Annotated in this window: 13 protein-coding genes and 2 tRNA genes; 14 read left to right on the forward strand and 1 reads right to left on the reverse strand. The window is 67.2% G+C overall.

Translation table 11 applies throughout. The annotated features are described in order from the left end of the window. Positions 1–114 precede the first annotated feature (114 nt). The 11 genes from obgE to mctP all read left to right on the forward strand — a co-directional run bounded on the left by obgE (position 115) and on the right by mctP (position 9,766). The gene (obgE, locus tag QFZ57_RS13680) at positions 115–1,704 is read left to right on the forward strand and encodes a GTPase ObgE (RefSeq protein ID WP_306630918.1); all 1,590 of its coding nucleotides are present in this window, start codon (positions 115–117) and stop codon (positions 1,702–1,704) included. Continuing rightward, positions 1,694–2,836: a glutamate 5-kinase gene (gene proB, locus QFZ57_RS13685; RefSeq protein ID WP_306630919.1), complete on the forward strand. Its 1,143-nt coding sequence runs from the start codon at positions 1,694–1,696 to the stop codon at positions 2,834–2,836. Before obgE ends, proB begins: the two co-directional genes overlap by 11 nt. A 26-nt stretch (positions 2,837–2,862) precedes the next feature. Then, positions 2,863–4,227: a glutamate-5-semialdehyde dehydrogenase gene (locus QFZ57_RS13690; protein WP_306630920.1), complete on the forward strand. Its 1,365-nt coding sequence runs from the start codon at positions 2,863–2,865 to the stop codon at positions 4,225–4,227. A 79-nt stretch (positions 4,228–4,306) separates the two neighbouring features. Then, positions 4,307–4,546 carry a hypothetical protein gene (locus QFZ57_RS13695; RefSeq protein WP_306630921.1) on the forward strand — a complete coding sequence of 80 codons (240 nt, stop codon included), beginning with the start codon at positions 4,307–4,309 and terminating at the stop codon, positions 4,544–4,546. A gap of 1 nt (position 4,547) precedes the next feature. Further along, positions 4,548–5,216 (forward strand): nicotinate-nucleotide adenylyltransferase, encoded by a 669-nt coding sequence (nadD, locus tag QFZ57_RS13700; RefSeq protein ID WP_373461310.1) that lies wholly within the window; start codon positions 4,548–4,550, stop codon positions 5,214–5,216. 7 nt (positions 5,217–5,223) lie between these two features. Next, entirely contained in the window at positions 5,224–6,567 is a 1,344-nt protein-coding gene (locus tag QFZ57_RS13705; RefSeq protein WP_306900621.1) for a hypothetical protein, read from the forward strand. Positions 6,568–6,608: 41 nt separating this feature from the next. Next, the gene (gene rsfS, locus QFZ57_RS13710) at positions 6,609–7,010 is read left to right on the forward strand and encodes a ribosome silencing factor (RefSeq protein WP_306630923.1); all 402 of its coding nucleotides are present in this window, start codon (positions 6,609–6,611) and stop codon (positions 7,008–7,010) included. 117 nt (positions 7,011–7,127) lie between these two features. Next, positions 7,128–7,200: transfer RNA gene (locus QFZ57_RS13715), tRNA-Ala, on the forward strand. Between the two features lie 222 nt (positions 7,201–7,422). After that, positions 7,423–7,498, forward strand: a tRNA-Ala gene (locus tag QFZ57_RS13720). A 220-nt stretch (positions 7,499–7,718) separates the two neighbouring features. Next, the gene (locus QFZ57_RS13725) at positions 7,719–8,096 is read left to right on the forward strand and encodes a DUF3311 domain-containing protein (RefSeq protein ID WP_306630924.1); all 378 of its coding nucleotides are present in this window, start codon (positions 7,719–7,721) and stop codon (positions 8,094–8,096) included. Then, a complete protein-coding gene (gene mctP / locus QFZ57_RS13730; RefSeq protein WP_306630925.1) occupies positions 8,093–9,766 on the forward strand; it encodes a monocarboxylate uptake permease MctP in 1,674 nt (557 codons plus the stop codon). The genes QFZ57_RS13725 and mctP overlap by 4 nt, the downstream gene beginning before the upstream one ends. 63 nt (positions 9,767–9,829) lie before the next feature. Here mctP and QFZ57_RS13735 read toward each other — a convergent pair whose 3' ends face one another. Then, positions 9,830–11,194 carry an SAM-dependent methyltransferase gene (locus tag QFZ57_RS13735; protein ID WP_306900622.1) on the reverse strand — a complete coding sequence of 455 codons (1,365 nt, stop codon included), beginning with the start codon at positions 11,192–11,194 and terminating at the stop codon, positions 9,830–9,832. Between the two features lie 46 nt (positions 11,195–11,240). Here QFZ57_RS13735 and QFZ57_RS13740 point away from each other — a divergent pair, with 46 nt between their 5' ends. From QFZ57_RS13740 to QFZ57_RS13750, 3 genes are all read left to right on the forward strand, one after another. Next, on the forward strand, positions 11,241–12,323 hold the full coding sequence (locus tag QFZ57_RS13740; protein WP_306630927.1) for an FAD-dependent oxidoreductase: 1,083 nt from the start codon (positions 11,241–11,243) through the stop codon (positions 12,321–12,323). Positions 12,324–12,373: 50 nt separating this feature from the next. Next, positions 12,374–13,528, forward strand: a complete 1,155-nt coding sequence (locus tag QFZ57_RS13745; protein ID WP_306630928.1) for a class I SAM-dependent methyltransferase — start codon at positions 12,374–12,376, stop codon at positions 13,526–13,528. 163 nt (positions 13,529–13,691) lie between these two features. Then, positions 13,692–14,894, forward strand: coding sequence for an ROK family transcriptional regulator (locus QFZ57_RS13750; RefSeq protein WP_306632515.1), 1,203 nt, complete (start codon positions 13,692–13,694; stop codon positions 14,892–14,894).

The following is a 14,894-nucleotide window of genomic DNA, read 5'->3' on the forward strand; positions in this document are numbered from 1 at the left end:
CAGTTCTGAAGCGGTGGAGCGGGCCTGATGGTCCGCTCCACTGTTCTTTTAACCGCATTACAATCGATGTGGCGTCCCGGGGGCGCCAGGTAAACAGCTTCTGAGGAGATCCACGTGGCCAGCTTTGTAGACCGGGTAGTACTGCACGTATCCGGCGGTAACGGCGGCAACGGGTGCGTCTCCGTCCACCGCGAGAAGTTCAAGCCCCTGGGCGGTCCCGACGGCGGTGACGGCGGCAACGGCGGTGATGTGATCCTGCGCGTGGACCACCAGACCACTACGCTCCTTGACTACCACCATGCACCCCACCGCCACGCCACCAACGGCGGCCCGGGCATGGGCGACTGGCGCGGCGGCAAGAATGGCGAAACCCTCATCCTCCCTGTCCCCGACGGCACCGTGGTCAAGTCCAAGGACGGTACAGTGCTGGCGGACCTCGTCGGCGAGGGCGCGGAGTACGTGGCAGCCGCCGGCGGTATTGGCGGCCTGGGCAACGCTGCGCTCTCCTCCCAGAAGCGCCGGGCTCCCGGCTTCGCCCTGCTCGGTATCGAAGGCGAATCCAGCGATATCGTGCTGGAACTCAAATCAATCGCCGACATCGCCCTGGTAGGCTTCCCGTCGGCCGGCAAATCGAGCCTCATCGCTGCGATGTCCGCCGCCCGGCCCAAGATCGCCGACTATCCGTTCACCACGCTGGTTCCCAACCTGGGCGTCGTCCAGGCGGGGGATGTCCGTTTTACCATCGCAGACGTCCCGGGCCTCATTGAGGGCGCCAGTGAAGGCAAGGGCCTCGGCCACAACTTCCTGCGCCACGTCGAACGCTGTGCCGCGCTGGTCCACGTGCTGGACTGCGGCACGCTGGAGTCGGACCGTGACCCCCTCTCGGACCTTGCCATCATCGAGGGTGAACTGGAGAAGTACGCTGTCGATATGAGCTACGCAGGGCAGGACGGCGACGTGGTTCCGCTGAACCACCGTCCCCGCCTGGTGGCTTTGAACAAGGTGGATCTTCCCGACGGCAAGGACATGGCCGAATTCGTGCGCCCGGAACTCGAATCCCGCGGCTACCGTGTTTTCGAGGTGTCCGCCACCAGCCACGAGGGCCTGCGCCAGCTCGGCTTCGCCATGGCAGAGATCGTTCAAGCCGCCCGGGACGCCGTAGCGGCCGCCCCGCCCAAGGTCCAGCCCGTGGTGCTGCGTCCCCGCGCCGTCAACGAGGCCGGCTTCAAGATCCGTCGTGAGGAAAAGAACCTCGAGCCGCTGTTCCGCGTCCTGGGCGAAAAGCCGGAGCGCTGGGTCAAGCAGACCGACTTCACCAACGAGGAAGCCATCGGCTACCTCGCGGACCGGCTCGCCAAGCTGGGCGTGGAAAACGAGCTGTTCAAGCAGGGCGCCAAGCCGGGGGACACAGTGGTCATCGGCGAGGACGACGGCGTCGTCTTCGACTGGGAGCCCACCATGATGGCAGGTGCTGAACTCCTGGCGTCGCCGCGCGGCACCGACGTGCGGTTCGCCGATATTGGTGACCGCCCCACGCGCGGCCAGAAGCGCGAGGAGCAGCAGGAGCGCCGGGATGCCAGGGCTGCCGCCCGTGCCGAGCTCGAGGCGGAACGGAAAGCCGGTATCTGGACCGAATCCGTCAGCAGCCGCCGGGCCGCCGACCCCCTGAAGGGGAGCGGGCTGGAAGCGGACGATGACCTCTAGGGGCATGGCCGCTGAGCGTGCCGCGGACAGAAGCGCGCTGGCAGGTGCCCGCCGGATTGTCGTGAAGGTGGGGTCCTCCTCGCTGACCAGCATCAAGGGCGGCATTTCGGAGGAATCCCTTACTGCCCTGGCCGACGCGCTGGCGGCCAAGCGTAACGCGGGCGCCGAGATCATCCTGGTGTCCTCCGGCGCCATCGCCGCCGGACTGGCACCGCTGGGGCTGGCCAAGCGTCCCCGCGACCTCGCCACCCAGCAGGCGGCGGCCAGCGTGGGCCAGGGCCTGCTGATGGCCCGGTACACTCAGGCCTTCGGTGCGCACGGCGTCACCGTCAGCCAGGTCCTGCTTACGGCCGAGGACCTCATGCGCCGCAGCCAGCACACCAACGCCCTCCGCGCCATGGACCGGCTGCTGACCCTTGGGGTGGTCCCCGTCGTCAACGAGAACGACACCGTGGCCACCCACGAAATCCGCTTCGGCGACAACGACCGGCTCGCTGCCCTGGTGGCGCACCTGGTGCGCGCCGATGCGCTGGTACTGCTGTCCGACGTCGACGCCCTCTATGACGGGCCGCCCGCGCAGGGTGCCAAGCGCATCCCACTGGTCACCGGCGCGCACGACCTCGACGGCGTTTCCATCGGCAAAGCGGGCAAGGCGGGTGTGGGCACCGGCGGAATGATGACCAAAGTGGAGGCGGCCGGCATGGCGGCAGGGTCCGGGATCCACGCCCTGGTGACCTCCACGTCCAACGCCGCCGCGGCCCTGAACGGCGAGGACGTCGGCACCTGGTTCTCCGTCAACGGCTCCCGCAAGCCCGTCCGGCTGCTGTGGCTGGCCCACGTCGCGTCGGTGCAGGGCCGCCTTGTCCTGGACGAAGGGGCTGTGCGCGCCGTGCGGCACCACCGCACGTCCCTGCTGCCGGCGGGCATTTCCGCTGTGCACGGCGACTTTGAAGCGGGCGACGCCGTGGAGCTGGCCGGTGCCGACGGCACCGTTGTTGCCCGTGGGCTGGTGAACTACTCGTCGGAGGAACTGCCCCGCATGCTCGGGCGGTCAACGCGCGAACTCGGTGAGGAACTGGGCACCGGCTATGACCGTGAAGTTGTTCATGTTGATGACCTCGTGCTGGTCTGAGGCCGGGGCTCGCCTAAACTTGGATCATGACTGAAGCCCTGATCCATACCGCTGAAGATTCCGGAACCCCTGCTGCCCAGGCGCAGCCGGGTGCCTCGGCAGGACAGGTATCAGCCAGGGAGCCTCTTTCCGCTGCAGACGTGGAAGCGGCGGTCCACGCCATCGCCGACCGGTCCCGCCACGCCGCCCGCCGGATGGCCACCGCGAACCGGGCCTGGAAGGACCGCGCACTCCGTGCCGTGGGAACGGCCCTGCAGGAGAATGCGCAGGCCATCCTCACCGCCAATGCCATGGATGTGGACAGGGGCAAGGCCAACGGCACTTCCACGGCCTTGCTGGACCGGCTCACCCTTTCCGAAGCACGCATTGCCGGGCTGGTGGCCGCCCTTGAAAACCTGGCCAACCTCCCTGATCCCGTGGGCAACGTTGTGCGCGGCCAGACTTTGCCCAACGGGCTGCGCCTCCGCCAGGTCAACGTGCCCATGGGTGTGGTGGCAGCCATCTACGAGGCCCGGCCCAACGTCACCGTTGACATCGCGGGACTGGCCCTCAAGAGCGGCAACGCCGTCATCCTGCGCGGCGGCAGTGCTGCCGAGGCCACCAACCAGGTCCTGGTGCGGGTACTGCGTGAGGCCCTGGAATCCGTGGGCCTGCCTGCCGATGCCGTGCAGACCGTGGACGAGTTCGGCCGTGCCGGTGCCAACGTCCTGATGAAGGCCCGCGGCAGGGTGGACGTGCTGATTCCCCGTGGCGGCCGGGACCTGATCCAGACCGTGGTCACCAACTCGGCTGTGCCTGTCATCGAGACGGGGGAGGGGAACGTCCACATCTTCATCGACGAGTCTGCTGACGAAAACATGGCCGTGGAGATCCTGCTCAACGCCAAGACCCAGCGGCCCAGTGTCTGCAACACCGTGGAGACATTGCTGGTCCACTCGGGCTCAACGGTGCTGCCCGCCGTCGCCGCCGCCCTGCGTGCCGCCGGTGTCCGCCTCCACGTCGACGAGCGGATCAGTGCCGCGCTGCCCGCGATCGAGACCCAGCCGGCCACGGACGCGGACTGGGGAACAGAGTACATGGACCTGGACCTGGCGGTGGCCATGGTAGACAGCCTTGACGAGGCCGTCCAGCACATCCGAACCTGGTCCACCGGACACACCGAAGCCATCCTCACCAACAGCCTTGCCAACGCCGAACGGTTCATCGCGGAGGTGGATTCCGCGGCCGTGATCGTCAACGCGTCCACGCGGTTCACCGACGGCGGGGAACTGGGCCTGGGTGCAGAGGTGGGGATCTCCACCCAGAAGCTGCATGCCCGCGGCCCCATGGGCCTGACCGAACTCACCACCACCAAGTGGATTGTCCAGGGCGAAGGCCAGGTCCGCGGGTAGCAACGCGGTAACATAGACCAGAACCCGGAAAGCAGCGGAAGGTTCCGCTGCCCGTAAATCCTTGAACATAGGGGAGAAAATGCTGCTCCAGCAGATTGCCACGTCCGTCGCCGCCGCAGGCGAGTCAGGCCATGAGGAGCTTGCGCCGCTGTGGGCTGAACCGTGGGTCTTTGGCGTATCCATGTTCAGCATCCTGCTGGTGTTGATGTTCATCACCTGGTCCTACACCAACCTGGGCAACCGGCACGCTGCCACGGACGAGCACGCGGATCCGCACCGCCAGCACCCCAATAAGCACGATCGCGGGCAGGGCCACTAAGATTTCCCACAACCTGCGCCGCAATGGTGCCCGGGGGAGGCTGCGGCTGGGCGTGATGGGCGGGACATTCGATCCCATCCACCACGGCCACCTTGTCGCAGCCAGCGAAGTCGCGGCGGAGTTCGACCTCGACGAGGTGGTCTTCGTTCCCACGGGGCAGCCGTGGCAGAAGTCCCATAAACAGGTCAGCGAACCCGAGCACCGCTACCTGATGACCGTCATCGCCACGGCGTCCAATCCGCGCTTCACCGTCAGCCGCGTGGACGTTGACCGTCCGGGTCCCACGTACACCATCGACACCCTGCGCGACCTCCGGGCGCAGCGCCCCGATGCAGACCTCTTCTTCATCACCGGTGCGGACGCCCTGGCGCAGATCCTGTCCTGGAAGGACATCGACGAACTGTGGTCGCTGGCCCATTTCGTGGGGGTTACGCGTCCCGGGCACGTCCTTGACGGCATGGGCCGCGACGACGTCAGCCTCCTGGAGGTTCCTGCCATGGCTATTTCGTCCAGCGACTGCCGTGCGCGCGTGGCAGCGAACCACCCCGTCTGGTACCTGGTCCCGGACGGAGTGGTCCAATACATCGCCAAGTACGGCCTGTATTCGGACCCGCCCGCAAGCGCGGCTGAACCACTTTCCCAAGCACGCGAACCAGCCAGTACTGAATGAGTTCTCAATGAGTCAGGAACAGCCCCCAATCCGCAGCCGCCGGGAACTCCGGAAGGCCAGGGACGCCCAACAGGCCGCCATGCCTGCCGCCGGGCAACGCCCGCGTGCTGCCACCCGGCCGGCTGATGAGGCGCCCGCGCCGGCGGGACAGGCTGCCGGATCCGCCGGCACCGCTTCGGCACCGCGCCCCCAGGCGGCGGCAGACCAGACGCCCACCCAGCGCTCCTCCCAGATCCGGGCCCGCGATCGTGCCGCGCTTCGCACCATCAAGGAGCTTGAGGAGAAGGAAGGCCAGCTTGCTGCCGGCGGACCGCCCACCCGGCGCCAGTTGCGGTTGCAACAACTCAAAGAGCAGGCGCTGACGGCCGCCCATCCCGTTGTTCCTCCCGCCGCCGCTCCACTGGCGAACTCCGGCGCAGCGAAGAGTAATGGCCCAGCCAAGAGTGATGGCCCAGCGCCAACTGACGGTCCTGCCCAGGCTGTTGGCCCAGCACCAACTGACGGCCCTGCGCAAAGTGACGGCCCAGGGAAATCCCGGGCCGGAACGACCACTGCCAGTCCAACACCGGCTCCCGCCAGCGCCCCGGCAGGGATGACGGTGGAACAGGCCCTGGAAGCGCGGACACTCATCGCGGCGCAGGCCAGGAACCAGATCGCCAAGATGGAGCACATCGCCTCCACCGATCCGGAAGCCGTGGATCCGGAGGTCCTGGCTGAGCAGATTGCCCTGGCCGAAAGGGCCGCCGTCCTGAACCGCCGCGCGATGGCCCGGCAGAAGCTTGCCGAACAGGCCGGCACTCCATCCGGCCCCACCAGGGATGCTGACTCCGCCAAGGATGCCGCCTCCGCCAGGGATGCCGCGCCCAAGGACAAACCGGGCCCGTCCACGGCCAACAACCTGGCCATGGTAACGCCGCTCGAGTTCGTCCAGGTGCCGGGCGTCGAACGTCCGGTGATGAAGCCGCCGGCGACCTCGCATGTCCCGGTCACCACCAGGCCCGGCACCAGGGTTCCGGCTCCAGGTAAACGCAAACCTGCCGCCCGTCCCAAGGCGCCTGCGCCTGATTCCGCCGCCGGCCGGTCGCAGGTCATCGCCCGTGCCGAGGCCGCGGCCAAAGCTGCCAGCCGTCCCAAGCCGGTACTGAGCCAGGAGAACCAGCCGGAGGACCTCTTCGAGGACCTTCCCCGTGTTCCCGCCCGGTCCGCTTACGGCCTCGATCCCCTGGACGCCGCCACTGCGGGCCTGACCAGGGCCCGGCGGAACCGTATCCTCCAGTTCTGCATCCTCGCGTTCGGGATCCTGGCCCTCGTTGCCGGCATCATCCTGATCGTCAGCGGCATGTCCCGCTGACCCGCCACCGGCATCAACACTTAACCCAAACAAGGAGTCCCGTGACTGCAACAGAAACATCCATTGCCACAGCCCGAACGGCCGCCAAGGCCGCCGCGGACAAGATTGCCCAGGACATTGTCGCCATGGACGTGAGCGAACGTCTCGCCCTGGCCGATGTTTTCCTCATCGCGTCGGCCCCCAGCGAACGCCAGGTTAACGCCATCGTTGACGGTATCGAGGAAGAACTCGCCAAGCAGGACCTTCGCCCGGTGCGCCGTGAGGGCCGTTCCGGCGGGCGGTGGGTCCTGCTGGATTATGCGGACGTCGTCATCCACGTCCAGCATGAGGAAGACCGGGTGTTCTACGCCCTGGAGCGGCTCTGGAAGGACTGCCCCGTGGTGGACCTGCAGCTCGGCGACGACGCATCCGCCAAAGCCGGAGCAGTATCCGAGAGCGAGTAGCCTGCGCCGCCGGACGGTGAATATTCCCGATTTGGAATTTTCGGAATGGCTGTTCTAAGATATTTGAGTTGCTCGGGGGAGACCCTGAAGAAAGCTCACACGGAGCGGCAACATTCCGGGGCTGTGGCGCAGCTGGTAGCGCACCTGCATGGCATGCAGGGGGTCAGGGGTTCGAGTCCCCTCAGCTCCACCGGTAAGTCCGCCGGAACCTCACGGTTCCGGCGGACTTTTCTGTTTCCGGGTGTTCTGTCCAGGTTCCTCCGCGGCACCCTTTCACGCCATCCCGGCAGGTGGGACCGGGGGCGGAAAAGGGCGCTTCCTGTGCTGTTGACAGCCGATTGGCGTCCGGCGGAAAAGTGCATTACTCTGGTCAGGTTGCTCCGGCGAATCCGGCCGGAAGCGACATGAGTACGGGGCTGTGGCGCAGCTGGTAGCGCACCTGCATGGCATGCAGGGGGTCAGGGGTTCGAGTCCCCTCAGCTCCACCATTACACCGGAAAAGGGAATCATCACAGCCGTGATGGTTCCCTTTTCCATTGCCTGCCGGAACTTTCTTTTCCCGCCACAAGTAAGGACCCCTGCGGGCAAAAAACACTTCCCGCGCAGGTCAAAGCGGGGTACAACTGGAGATTGAGGGCACATCGTCCCGCCGCTCGGCCGCTTTCACTCAAAGCGGGGCCACGGGACAGGTTGACGAGGAGGTCACTGATGTCCCACGCAGATGGTTCCGGTTTTGGCCCGAACGGCGATGCTTTTCCCGGGGAACCGCGCCTGACACGCGATACCGCCATCCGGGGGCCGGCCAGGCCCGCTCCCTATGTCGGCGCCGGCATCCTGCTGGCCGCCGCCATCCTCTTCCCGCTGATGCCGCAGCTCTACTCCTTTGATGCGCCGCGGCTGGGCGGGTTGCCGTTCTTCTACTGGTACCAGTTGCTCTGGGTGCCAATTTCGGCCCTATTGACCGGCTCGGCATATTGGCTGGTGACCAGGGAAGACCGACGACGGCGGGCAGAGGTTCGTGCCGGCGGCCCGCCCCGGGCAGGCGCCGGCTCCGCCGATGCCGGGTTGGAAGGGGATCGGCCATGAACGGACGCGAGATCAACTGGATTGCCCTGGTCATTGTCGTGGTGCTGTTTGTCGTCGTGGCCGTCATGGGCTTCCTGGCCGCCAAGTGGCGGCGGACCGGAGACGAAGGACTGCACAGCCTGGACGAGTGGGGCCTTGGTGGCCGCGGATTCGGTACCTGGATCACGTGGTTCCTGCTGGGCGGGGACCTCTACACGGCATACACGTTCGTGGCGGTGCCGGCGGCGATGTGGGCCACGGGCGCGGTCACCGGCTTCTTCGCCGTGCCGTACACGATCGTCCTTTACCCGATTATCTTCATCATCATGAGCCGGCTGTGGTCGGTGTCCCACCGCCACGGCTACGTCACCTCCGCGGACTTCGTGGGTGGACGCTACGGCAGCCGCTGGCTCTCCCTTGCGGTCGCCGTCACGGGCATCGTTGCCACCATGCCCTACATCGCGCTGCAGCTGGTGGGCATCAAGGCGGTGCTCACTGTCCTTGGCCTGGGGAGCTCCGGCAACGTACTCCTGACCGACCTGCCGCTGATCCTGGCCTTCGTGGTCCTCGCCGCCTACACGTACACGTCGGGGCTTCGTGCGCCGGCGATGATCGCCGTCGTCAAGGACCTGTTGATCTACCTTGCCGTGATCGTTGCCGTCATTTACCTGCCCATCAAGTTCGGCGGCTGGGACACTATCTTCGGTGCGGCACAGACCAAGCTGGGGACGGTGAACCAGGCCACGGGAAAGCCGGCCGGGGTCTTCATCCCGGGGGCTGCCAACTACTCCGCGTACTGGTCGCTGGCTTTGGGTTCGGCCATGGCGTTGTTCATGTACCCGCACTCCGTGACGGCAGTCCTGGCATCAAAGGCCCGCAATACCATCCGCCGCAACGCCGCCATCCTGCCGCTGTACTCGCTGATGCTGGGCTTCCTGGCGTTGCTGGGCTTCGTGGCCATCAAGGCGGGCACCAAGCCAATCGACCTGGACGGATCGGTCAATCCGCAGCTGGTGGTTCCGCAACTGTTCCTTGACCACTTCCCGGCCTGGTTCGCCGGGGTCGCGCTGGCTGCCATCGCCATTGGCGCCCTGGTACCGGCAGCCATCATGTCCATCGCGGCCGCGAACATGTTCACCCGCAACATCTACCGCGACTTCATCCGGCCTGACGTCGATGCCAGGACAGAAGCAAAGGTCTCCAAGATCGTCTCGCTGGTGGTCAAGGTGGGCGCCCTGGTCTTCGTCATCGCCATGGACCAGTCAGCGGCCATCAACATGCAGCTGCTGGGCGGCATCTGGATCCTGCAGACCTTCCCGGCCGTGGTGGCAGGCCTCTACACCCGGTGGTTCGACCGCTGGGCCCTCCTGGTTGGCTGGGCGGTGGGCATCATCTTCGGAACCGTCTCCGCCTACAACGTGGTCAACCCGGTAACCAAGGCCCACTTCGGCGGCTCAGTGGCCCCCATTCCCGGGACGGACTTCAGCGTCTACATTGCGGTCTCGGCGTTCGTGCTGAACCTGGTTGTCGCCGTCGTCCTGACCCTGGTGTTGCGGGCGCTGAAGGTCCGGACAGGGGAGGACCTCACCAGGCCCACGGACTACGCTGCCGACGAAACGGACCCGAAAGTGGTGCAGATCGAGAAGACCCAGCATTTCACCCAGCCGGGCGGTCCTTCACCGGTGGCGTAAGCCCCACCGGGTTGATGGAGCGCCCGCCTGCCAAGTTAGGTCCCGGCAGGAGGGCGCTTTCCATCAGAGCCAGCCGGTGCGGCGCAGCGGCGGTTCCTCCCCGCCCGGCCGGCGTACCAGGACCTGGTTGACGCCGGTAAGGCCGTTCTCGAAGCCGATGGCGCTGGCTGCCATGTACAGCCGCCACACCCGCGCGCGTCCCTCGCCGGCCAGTTGCACCGCCTCCGCCCAGTTCCGTTCAAGGCGGCCTACCCACGCCCGGAGAGTCAGGGCGTAGTGGCGGCGCAGGGCCTCCACGTCAAGGACTTCGAACCCTGCGCTTTCCACGGCGGTCACCATCTCGCCGAGGCTGATCATTTCGCCATCCGGGAAGACATACCGGGGGATGAATGAGTCCGGGTCCGAGCTTGTGGGGCCCGCGTTCCAGGAGATGGCATGGTTCAGCAGCCGTCCGCCGGGCCGGAGCAGCCCGAAGAGTGCGGCAGCGTACGCAGGGGTCTGCTCCCGCCCCACATGCTCGGACATGCCAATGGAACTGATGGCATCGAACGGCCCGTCCCGCACGTCCCGGTAATCCTGGACCCGGATGTCCACGCTGCCCGTCAGGCCGGCGTCCGCTGCACGCTTGCGGGCCAGGCCGGCCTGTTCCGTGGAGAGCGTCACTCCCACCACGGTGACGCCGTACCTGGCTGCAGCGTGGAGGGCGAAGCTGCCCCACCCGCACCCCACATCCAGCACCCGCATCCCGGGCTGAAGGCCCAGCTTGCGGCAGACCAGGTCCAGCTTGGCCTCCTGCGCGGCGTCCAGGCCACTTTCCGGCCCCGCATCCGGACCACCGACAGGATCCGTCTCCGGACCCCTGCCCGGAGCAGCCTCCGGCCACACTGCGCATGAGTAGACCATGGATGGTCCCAGCACCAGGGCGTAAAAGTCGTTGCCGACGTCGTAATGATGTGAGATGGCGGCTGAGTCCCGGCCCCGGGAGTGCATCCGGCCTTTCTTCTCGACCCGTGCCTCCTCCGGCGGCGGGGCCGGGTTGGCTCCGATGGCTCCGAGCCGGACGGCGGTGCGCAGCAGCAACCAGAGCTCGCTTGCGGACGGCGGGCGGAACGGACCGGGTTCGGCGAACTTGCCGGCCGAGCTCAACGCCGTGAATGCCGCGAAGATGTCACCCGGGGCGTCGATTTCACCGGCAACGTACGCCCGGCTCAGCCCCAGCTGCCCCGGCGACCAAAGAATGCGCCGCAAGGCCTTTCGGGACCTGAAGTCCAGGACCGGCGCGTCCGCGGGTCCCGCTTCCGAGCCATCCCACGCCCGCAGCCGCAAGGGTATTTGCCCGGTCCCCAGCACCACCCCCAAGGCCTTTTCCAGCCGGGCTGCGTGCCCGGTGCCTCCGGCTCCCGTTCCTGCGTCCACTCCAGTGTTCATGGGCCCACCCTAAGGCCAGGCCGCCTCCCACGACTATCATGGGGACGTGATTCCTGATCCAACCGATGTGGTGGTCATCGGGGCGGGCCAGGCCGGCCTGTCGGCCGCGTACCACCTGCAGCGCCGGGGACTTGACTATGCCGTGCTTGACGCCGAGGAAGGCCCGGGCGGTGCGTGGCGGCACCGCTGGAAGAGCCTGCGCATGGCCACGGTCAACGGGATCAGCGACCTGCCCGGCATCGCCAAACCGGAGGTGGATCCGGCGGAACCCAGCTCCGAGTTCCTGAGCCGCTACTTCCGAAGTTATGAGGCTGAGCTGGGCCTGTCCGTACACCGGCCCGTCAAAGTACAGGCCGTCAGGCGGGAAGACGGTGACCCGGCGGGTCGCCTGCGGGTGGAAACGACCCAGGGCGACTGGAGCGCCAGGGCGGTCATTAACGCCACGGGAACGTGGACCCGCCCGTTCTGGCCAATCTATCCGGGCCAGTCCTCGTTCCGGGGCCGGCAACTGCACGTAGCGGACTACATCTCCGCGGAGGAGTTCCGGGGCAAGCACGTGATCGTGGTGGGCGGCGGCATTTCCGCCGTCGGCCTGCTGGCGGAAATTTCCCTGATCACCGCTACCAGCTGGTTCACCCGCCGGGAACCCGTCTGGCGCGACGCTCCCTTCGATGAACAAGCCGGCCACGATGCCGTGGCGCTGGTGGAGGACCGTGTCCGCCAGGGACTTCCGCCGCAAAGCGTCGTGTCGGTAACGGGCCTTATCTGGACCCCTGCCCTGCGCGCGGCCAAGGCGAGGGGTGCACTGGACCGGCAGCCGATGTTCACATCCATCGAAGCGGACGGGGTCCGCCGCGCCGACGGGAGCCTCCTGAAGGCTGACGTCATCCTTTGGGCCACGGGTTTCCGGGCGGAACTTGAGCACCTCGCACCGCTCCACCTGAGGGGACCCGGCGGCGGGATCGCCATGGACGGAACCCAGGTGGCAGCTGAGCCGCGCGTCCACCTGGTGGGTTACGGCCCGTCGTCGTCCACTATCGGTGCCAACCGTGCAGGACGCGCAGCAGTCGCCGCGATCCTGAAACTGCCCGGAATGGCGACGGCGGCGGAAACGGTAACGTGGGGGTGATTCCCCGGGACGCGGGGCAGGCAGGGGCAACAGAAGGCGGCACGACACCGGTGGCAGCAAACACCTTGGCGGAGATTTTCCACGTCCTGCGCCGGAGGCCCGACGTGGAGGCCCCCAACCTGCAGGCCTGGGACGCCACGGACCTGCTGCTGCTGGAAACTGCAGTCCAGCTTGGCAGGGCAGGCAGTACGGTGGCGGTGATCGGAGACCGCTACGGAGCCCTGACGCTCGGCGCTTCGGCGGTACTTGCCCCGGCCTCGCTGCGTGTGCACCAGGACCTGATCACGGGTGAACGGGCGCTGCGGCTCAATGCGGCGGAACTGGCCGGACCGGAGGCGGCCGATGCCGGCCCCGGATTTGTCCAGCTGCCCCTGGGTCCCGAACTGCTGGCGGGAGCAGACACCGTCCTGCTGCAGCTCCCCAAGACCCTCGCGGAACTGGAGGAAATTGCTGCCGCCGTGGCCCTTCATGCCGCGCCGGGCGTCCGCCTGCTGGCAGGGGGCCGGGTGAAACACATGTCACTGGGCATGAATGCGGTCCTTGAACGCTGCTTCGTCTCCGTTCAGCCGCAGCTCGCACGGCAAAAATCGCGGGTTCTCCTTGCCGGCGGCCCCAAACCCGCTACGGCTTCCCAACGCTTCCCGGTGGTGGAGCACCTTTCCGAACTGGACCTGGACGTAGCCGCGCACGGCGCTGTTTTTGCCGGCCCCAGGCTGGACATCGGCACACGTTTCCTGTTGACGTTCCTGGCCGCAATGAAACCGGCGCGGCACGCCGTCGACCTGGGCTGCGGCACCGGAATCCTCGCCGCAATGTACGCCCGGCAATTTCCTGCCGCCGCCGTGACCGCCACCGACCAGTCGGCCGCCGCCGTGCGGTCCGCCCTCGCCACCGCCCGTGCCAACGGGCTGGCGGACCGGATCAGCGTCCTGCAGGACGACGCCCTGGGCACCTTCCCGGATGGTGCCGTGGACGCCGTGCTGCTCAACCCGCCCTTCCATGTCGGTGCCGGCGTCCATGCCGGTGCAGGCCTGAAGATGATCGAGGCGGCGGGGCGGGTGCTGGCACCGGGAGGTGAGCTGTGGACCGTCTTCAACCGGCACCTGGCCTACCTGCCGGCCCTGGAACGGCACGTCGGACCCACCGTGGTGGAGGGGCGGAACCCGAAGTTCACCGTCACCCGCAGCACGCGCAACCCCCGCTGACCGGAACACAACCTGCCGCGCCGCCGCCCGCACACGTGGGCGGGGCCGCACCCTTGACGTACGATTCAAAGCATCAGCTTCACCAGGTAGCCGAAGACGTTTAGGGGACACCGTGTCTGAGATCCGCCAATCCTCTCCAAGGCGCGGAACCAACTTGCCAAAGATGGGGGACTTCAACCTCACCGTCATCCTTGATGCAATCCGCAGGACCTCCGGTGGCCTGAGCCGGGTGGAGCTCGCCCAGATCGTAGGCCTGTCCCCGCAGACCATCTCGAATATCTCCCGCCGCCTGCTGGACCAGAACCTGATCGTCGAGGCCGGCAAGGAGGGTACGGGCCCAGGCAAGCCGCGGACCATCCTGCGCCTCAATCCCGGGGGCATGTACGCCCTGGGGGTCCACCTGGACCCGGCAGTAACCACGTTTGTGGTCCTGGACCTGGTTGGATCGGTGGTACGGCACTCCCGGATCAAGACCCCCGGCGGGAATGACCCCTCCGCCGTCATCACCACCATTGCAGCGGAAATCGACCAGCTCGTTGCGGAGTCGGGCGTGGACCGCAGCCGGATCGCCGGCCTGGGCGTGGCTGCCCCCGGACCGATTGATCTGGACAACGGCACCGTGGTGGACCCGCCATTGCTGCCCGGCTGGGACCGGGTGGAACTGCGGGACGCGCTGGCCAGGGCCACCGGCTACTCGGTACTCGTTGACAAGGACGTCACCAGCGCCGCCGTGGCGGAAACATGGGCGGGCGGCCCCAGCGGCGCCGGCAGCTTCGTCTTCATGTACATGGGCACAGGCATCGGCTGCGGCATCGTCCTGAACGACGAGGTGGTCCGTGGCACCTCCGGCAACGCCGGGGAGATCGGCCACATCATTGTTGACCCGGACGGGCCGCCCTGCGACTGCGGCCTGCGCGGCTGCGTGAAATCCTCCTGCATCCCGCAGGTGCTGGTGGCGGAGGCGGAAGCCGCCGGGATCCTCGATGGCGCACACGCGGGAAACAGCGGCGCCGAAGTCCAGCAACGCTTCTCCCAACTGTGCGAACTCGCCGACGGCGGCGACGAACGTGCCGCCGCCATCCTGGACAGGTCCGCCGTCCTCGTGGCCCGGGCGGTCTCCGTGGTAACCAACACCCTCGATGTTGAACGCGTGGTTTTCGGCGGTCCCTTCTGGAGCGGACTGGCCGAGCGCTACCTGGAGCGGATTCCGCCGCTCCTGGATGCCAACAGCGACGTCCGGCTGATCCACCCCATCGAGGTTGTTGGCACCGGCGTGGGGGAGGACGTGGGAGCGATCGGCGCCGCCTCGCTGGTCCTGGAACATACCCTCGCGCCCCGCGCCCAGCGGCTCCTGCTGGAAAGCTGA

Origin of the sequence: Arthrobacter sp. B1I2, from assembly GCF_030816485.1 — a bacterium.
GTDB lineage: Bacteria > Actinomycetota > Actinomycetes > Actinomycetales > Micrococcaceae > Arthrobacter.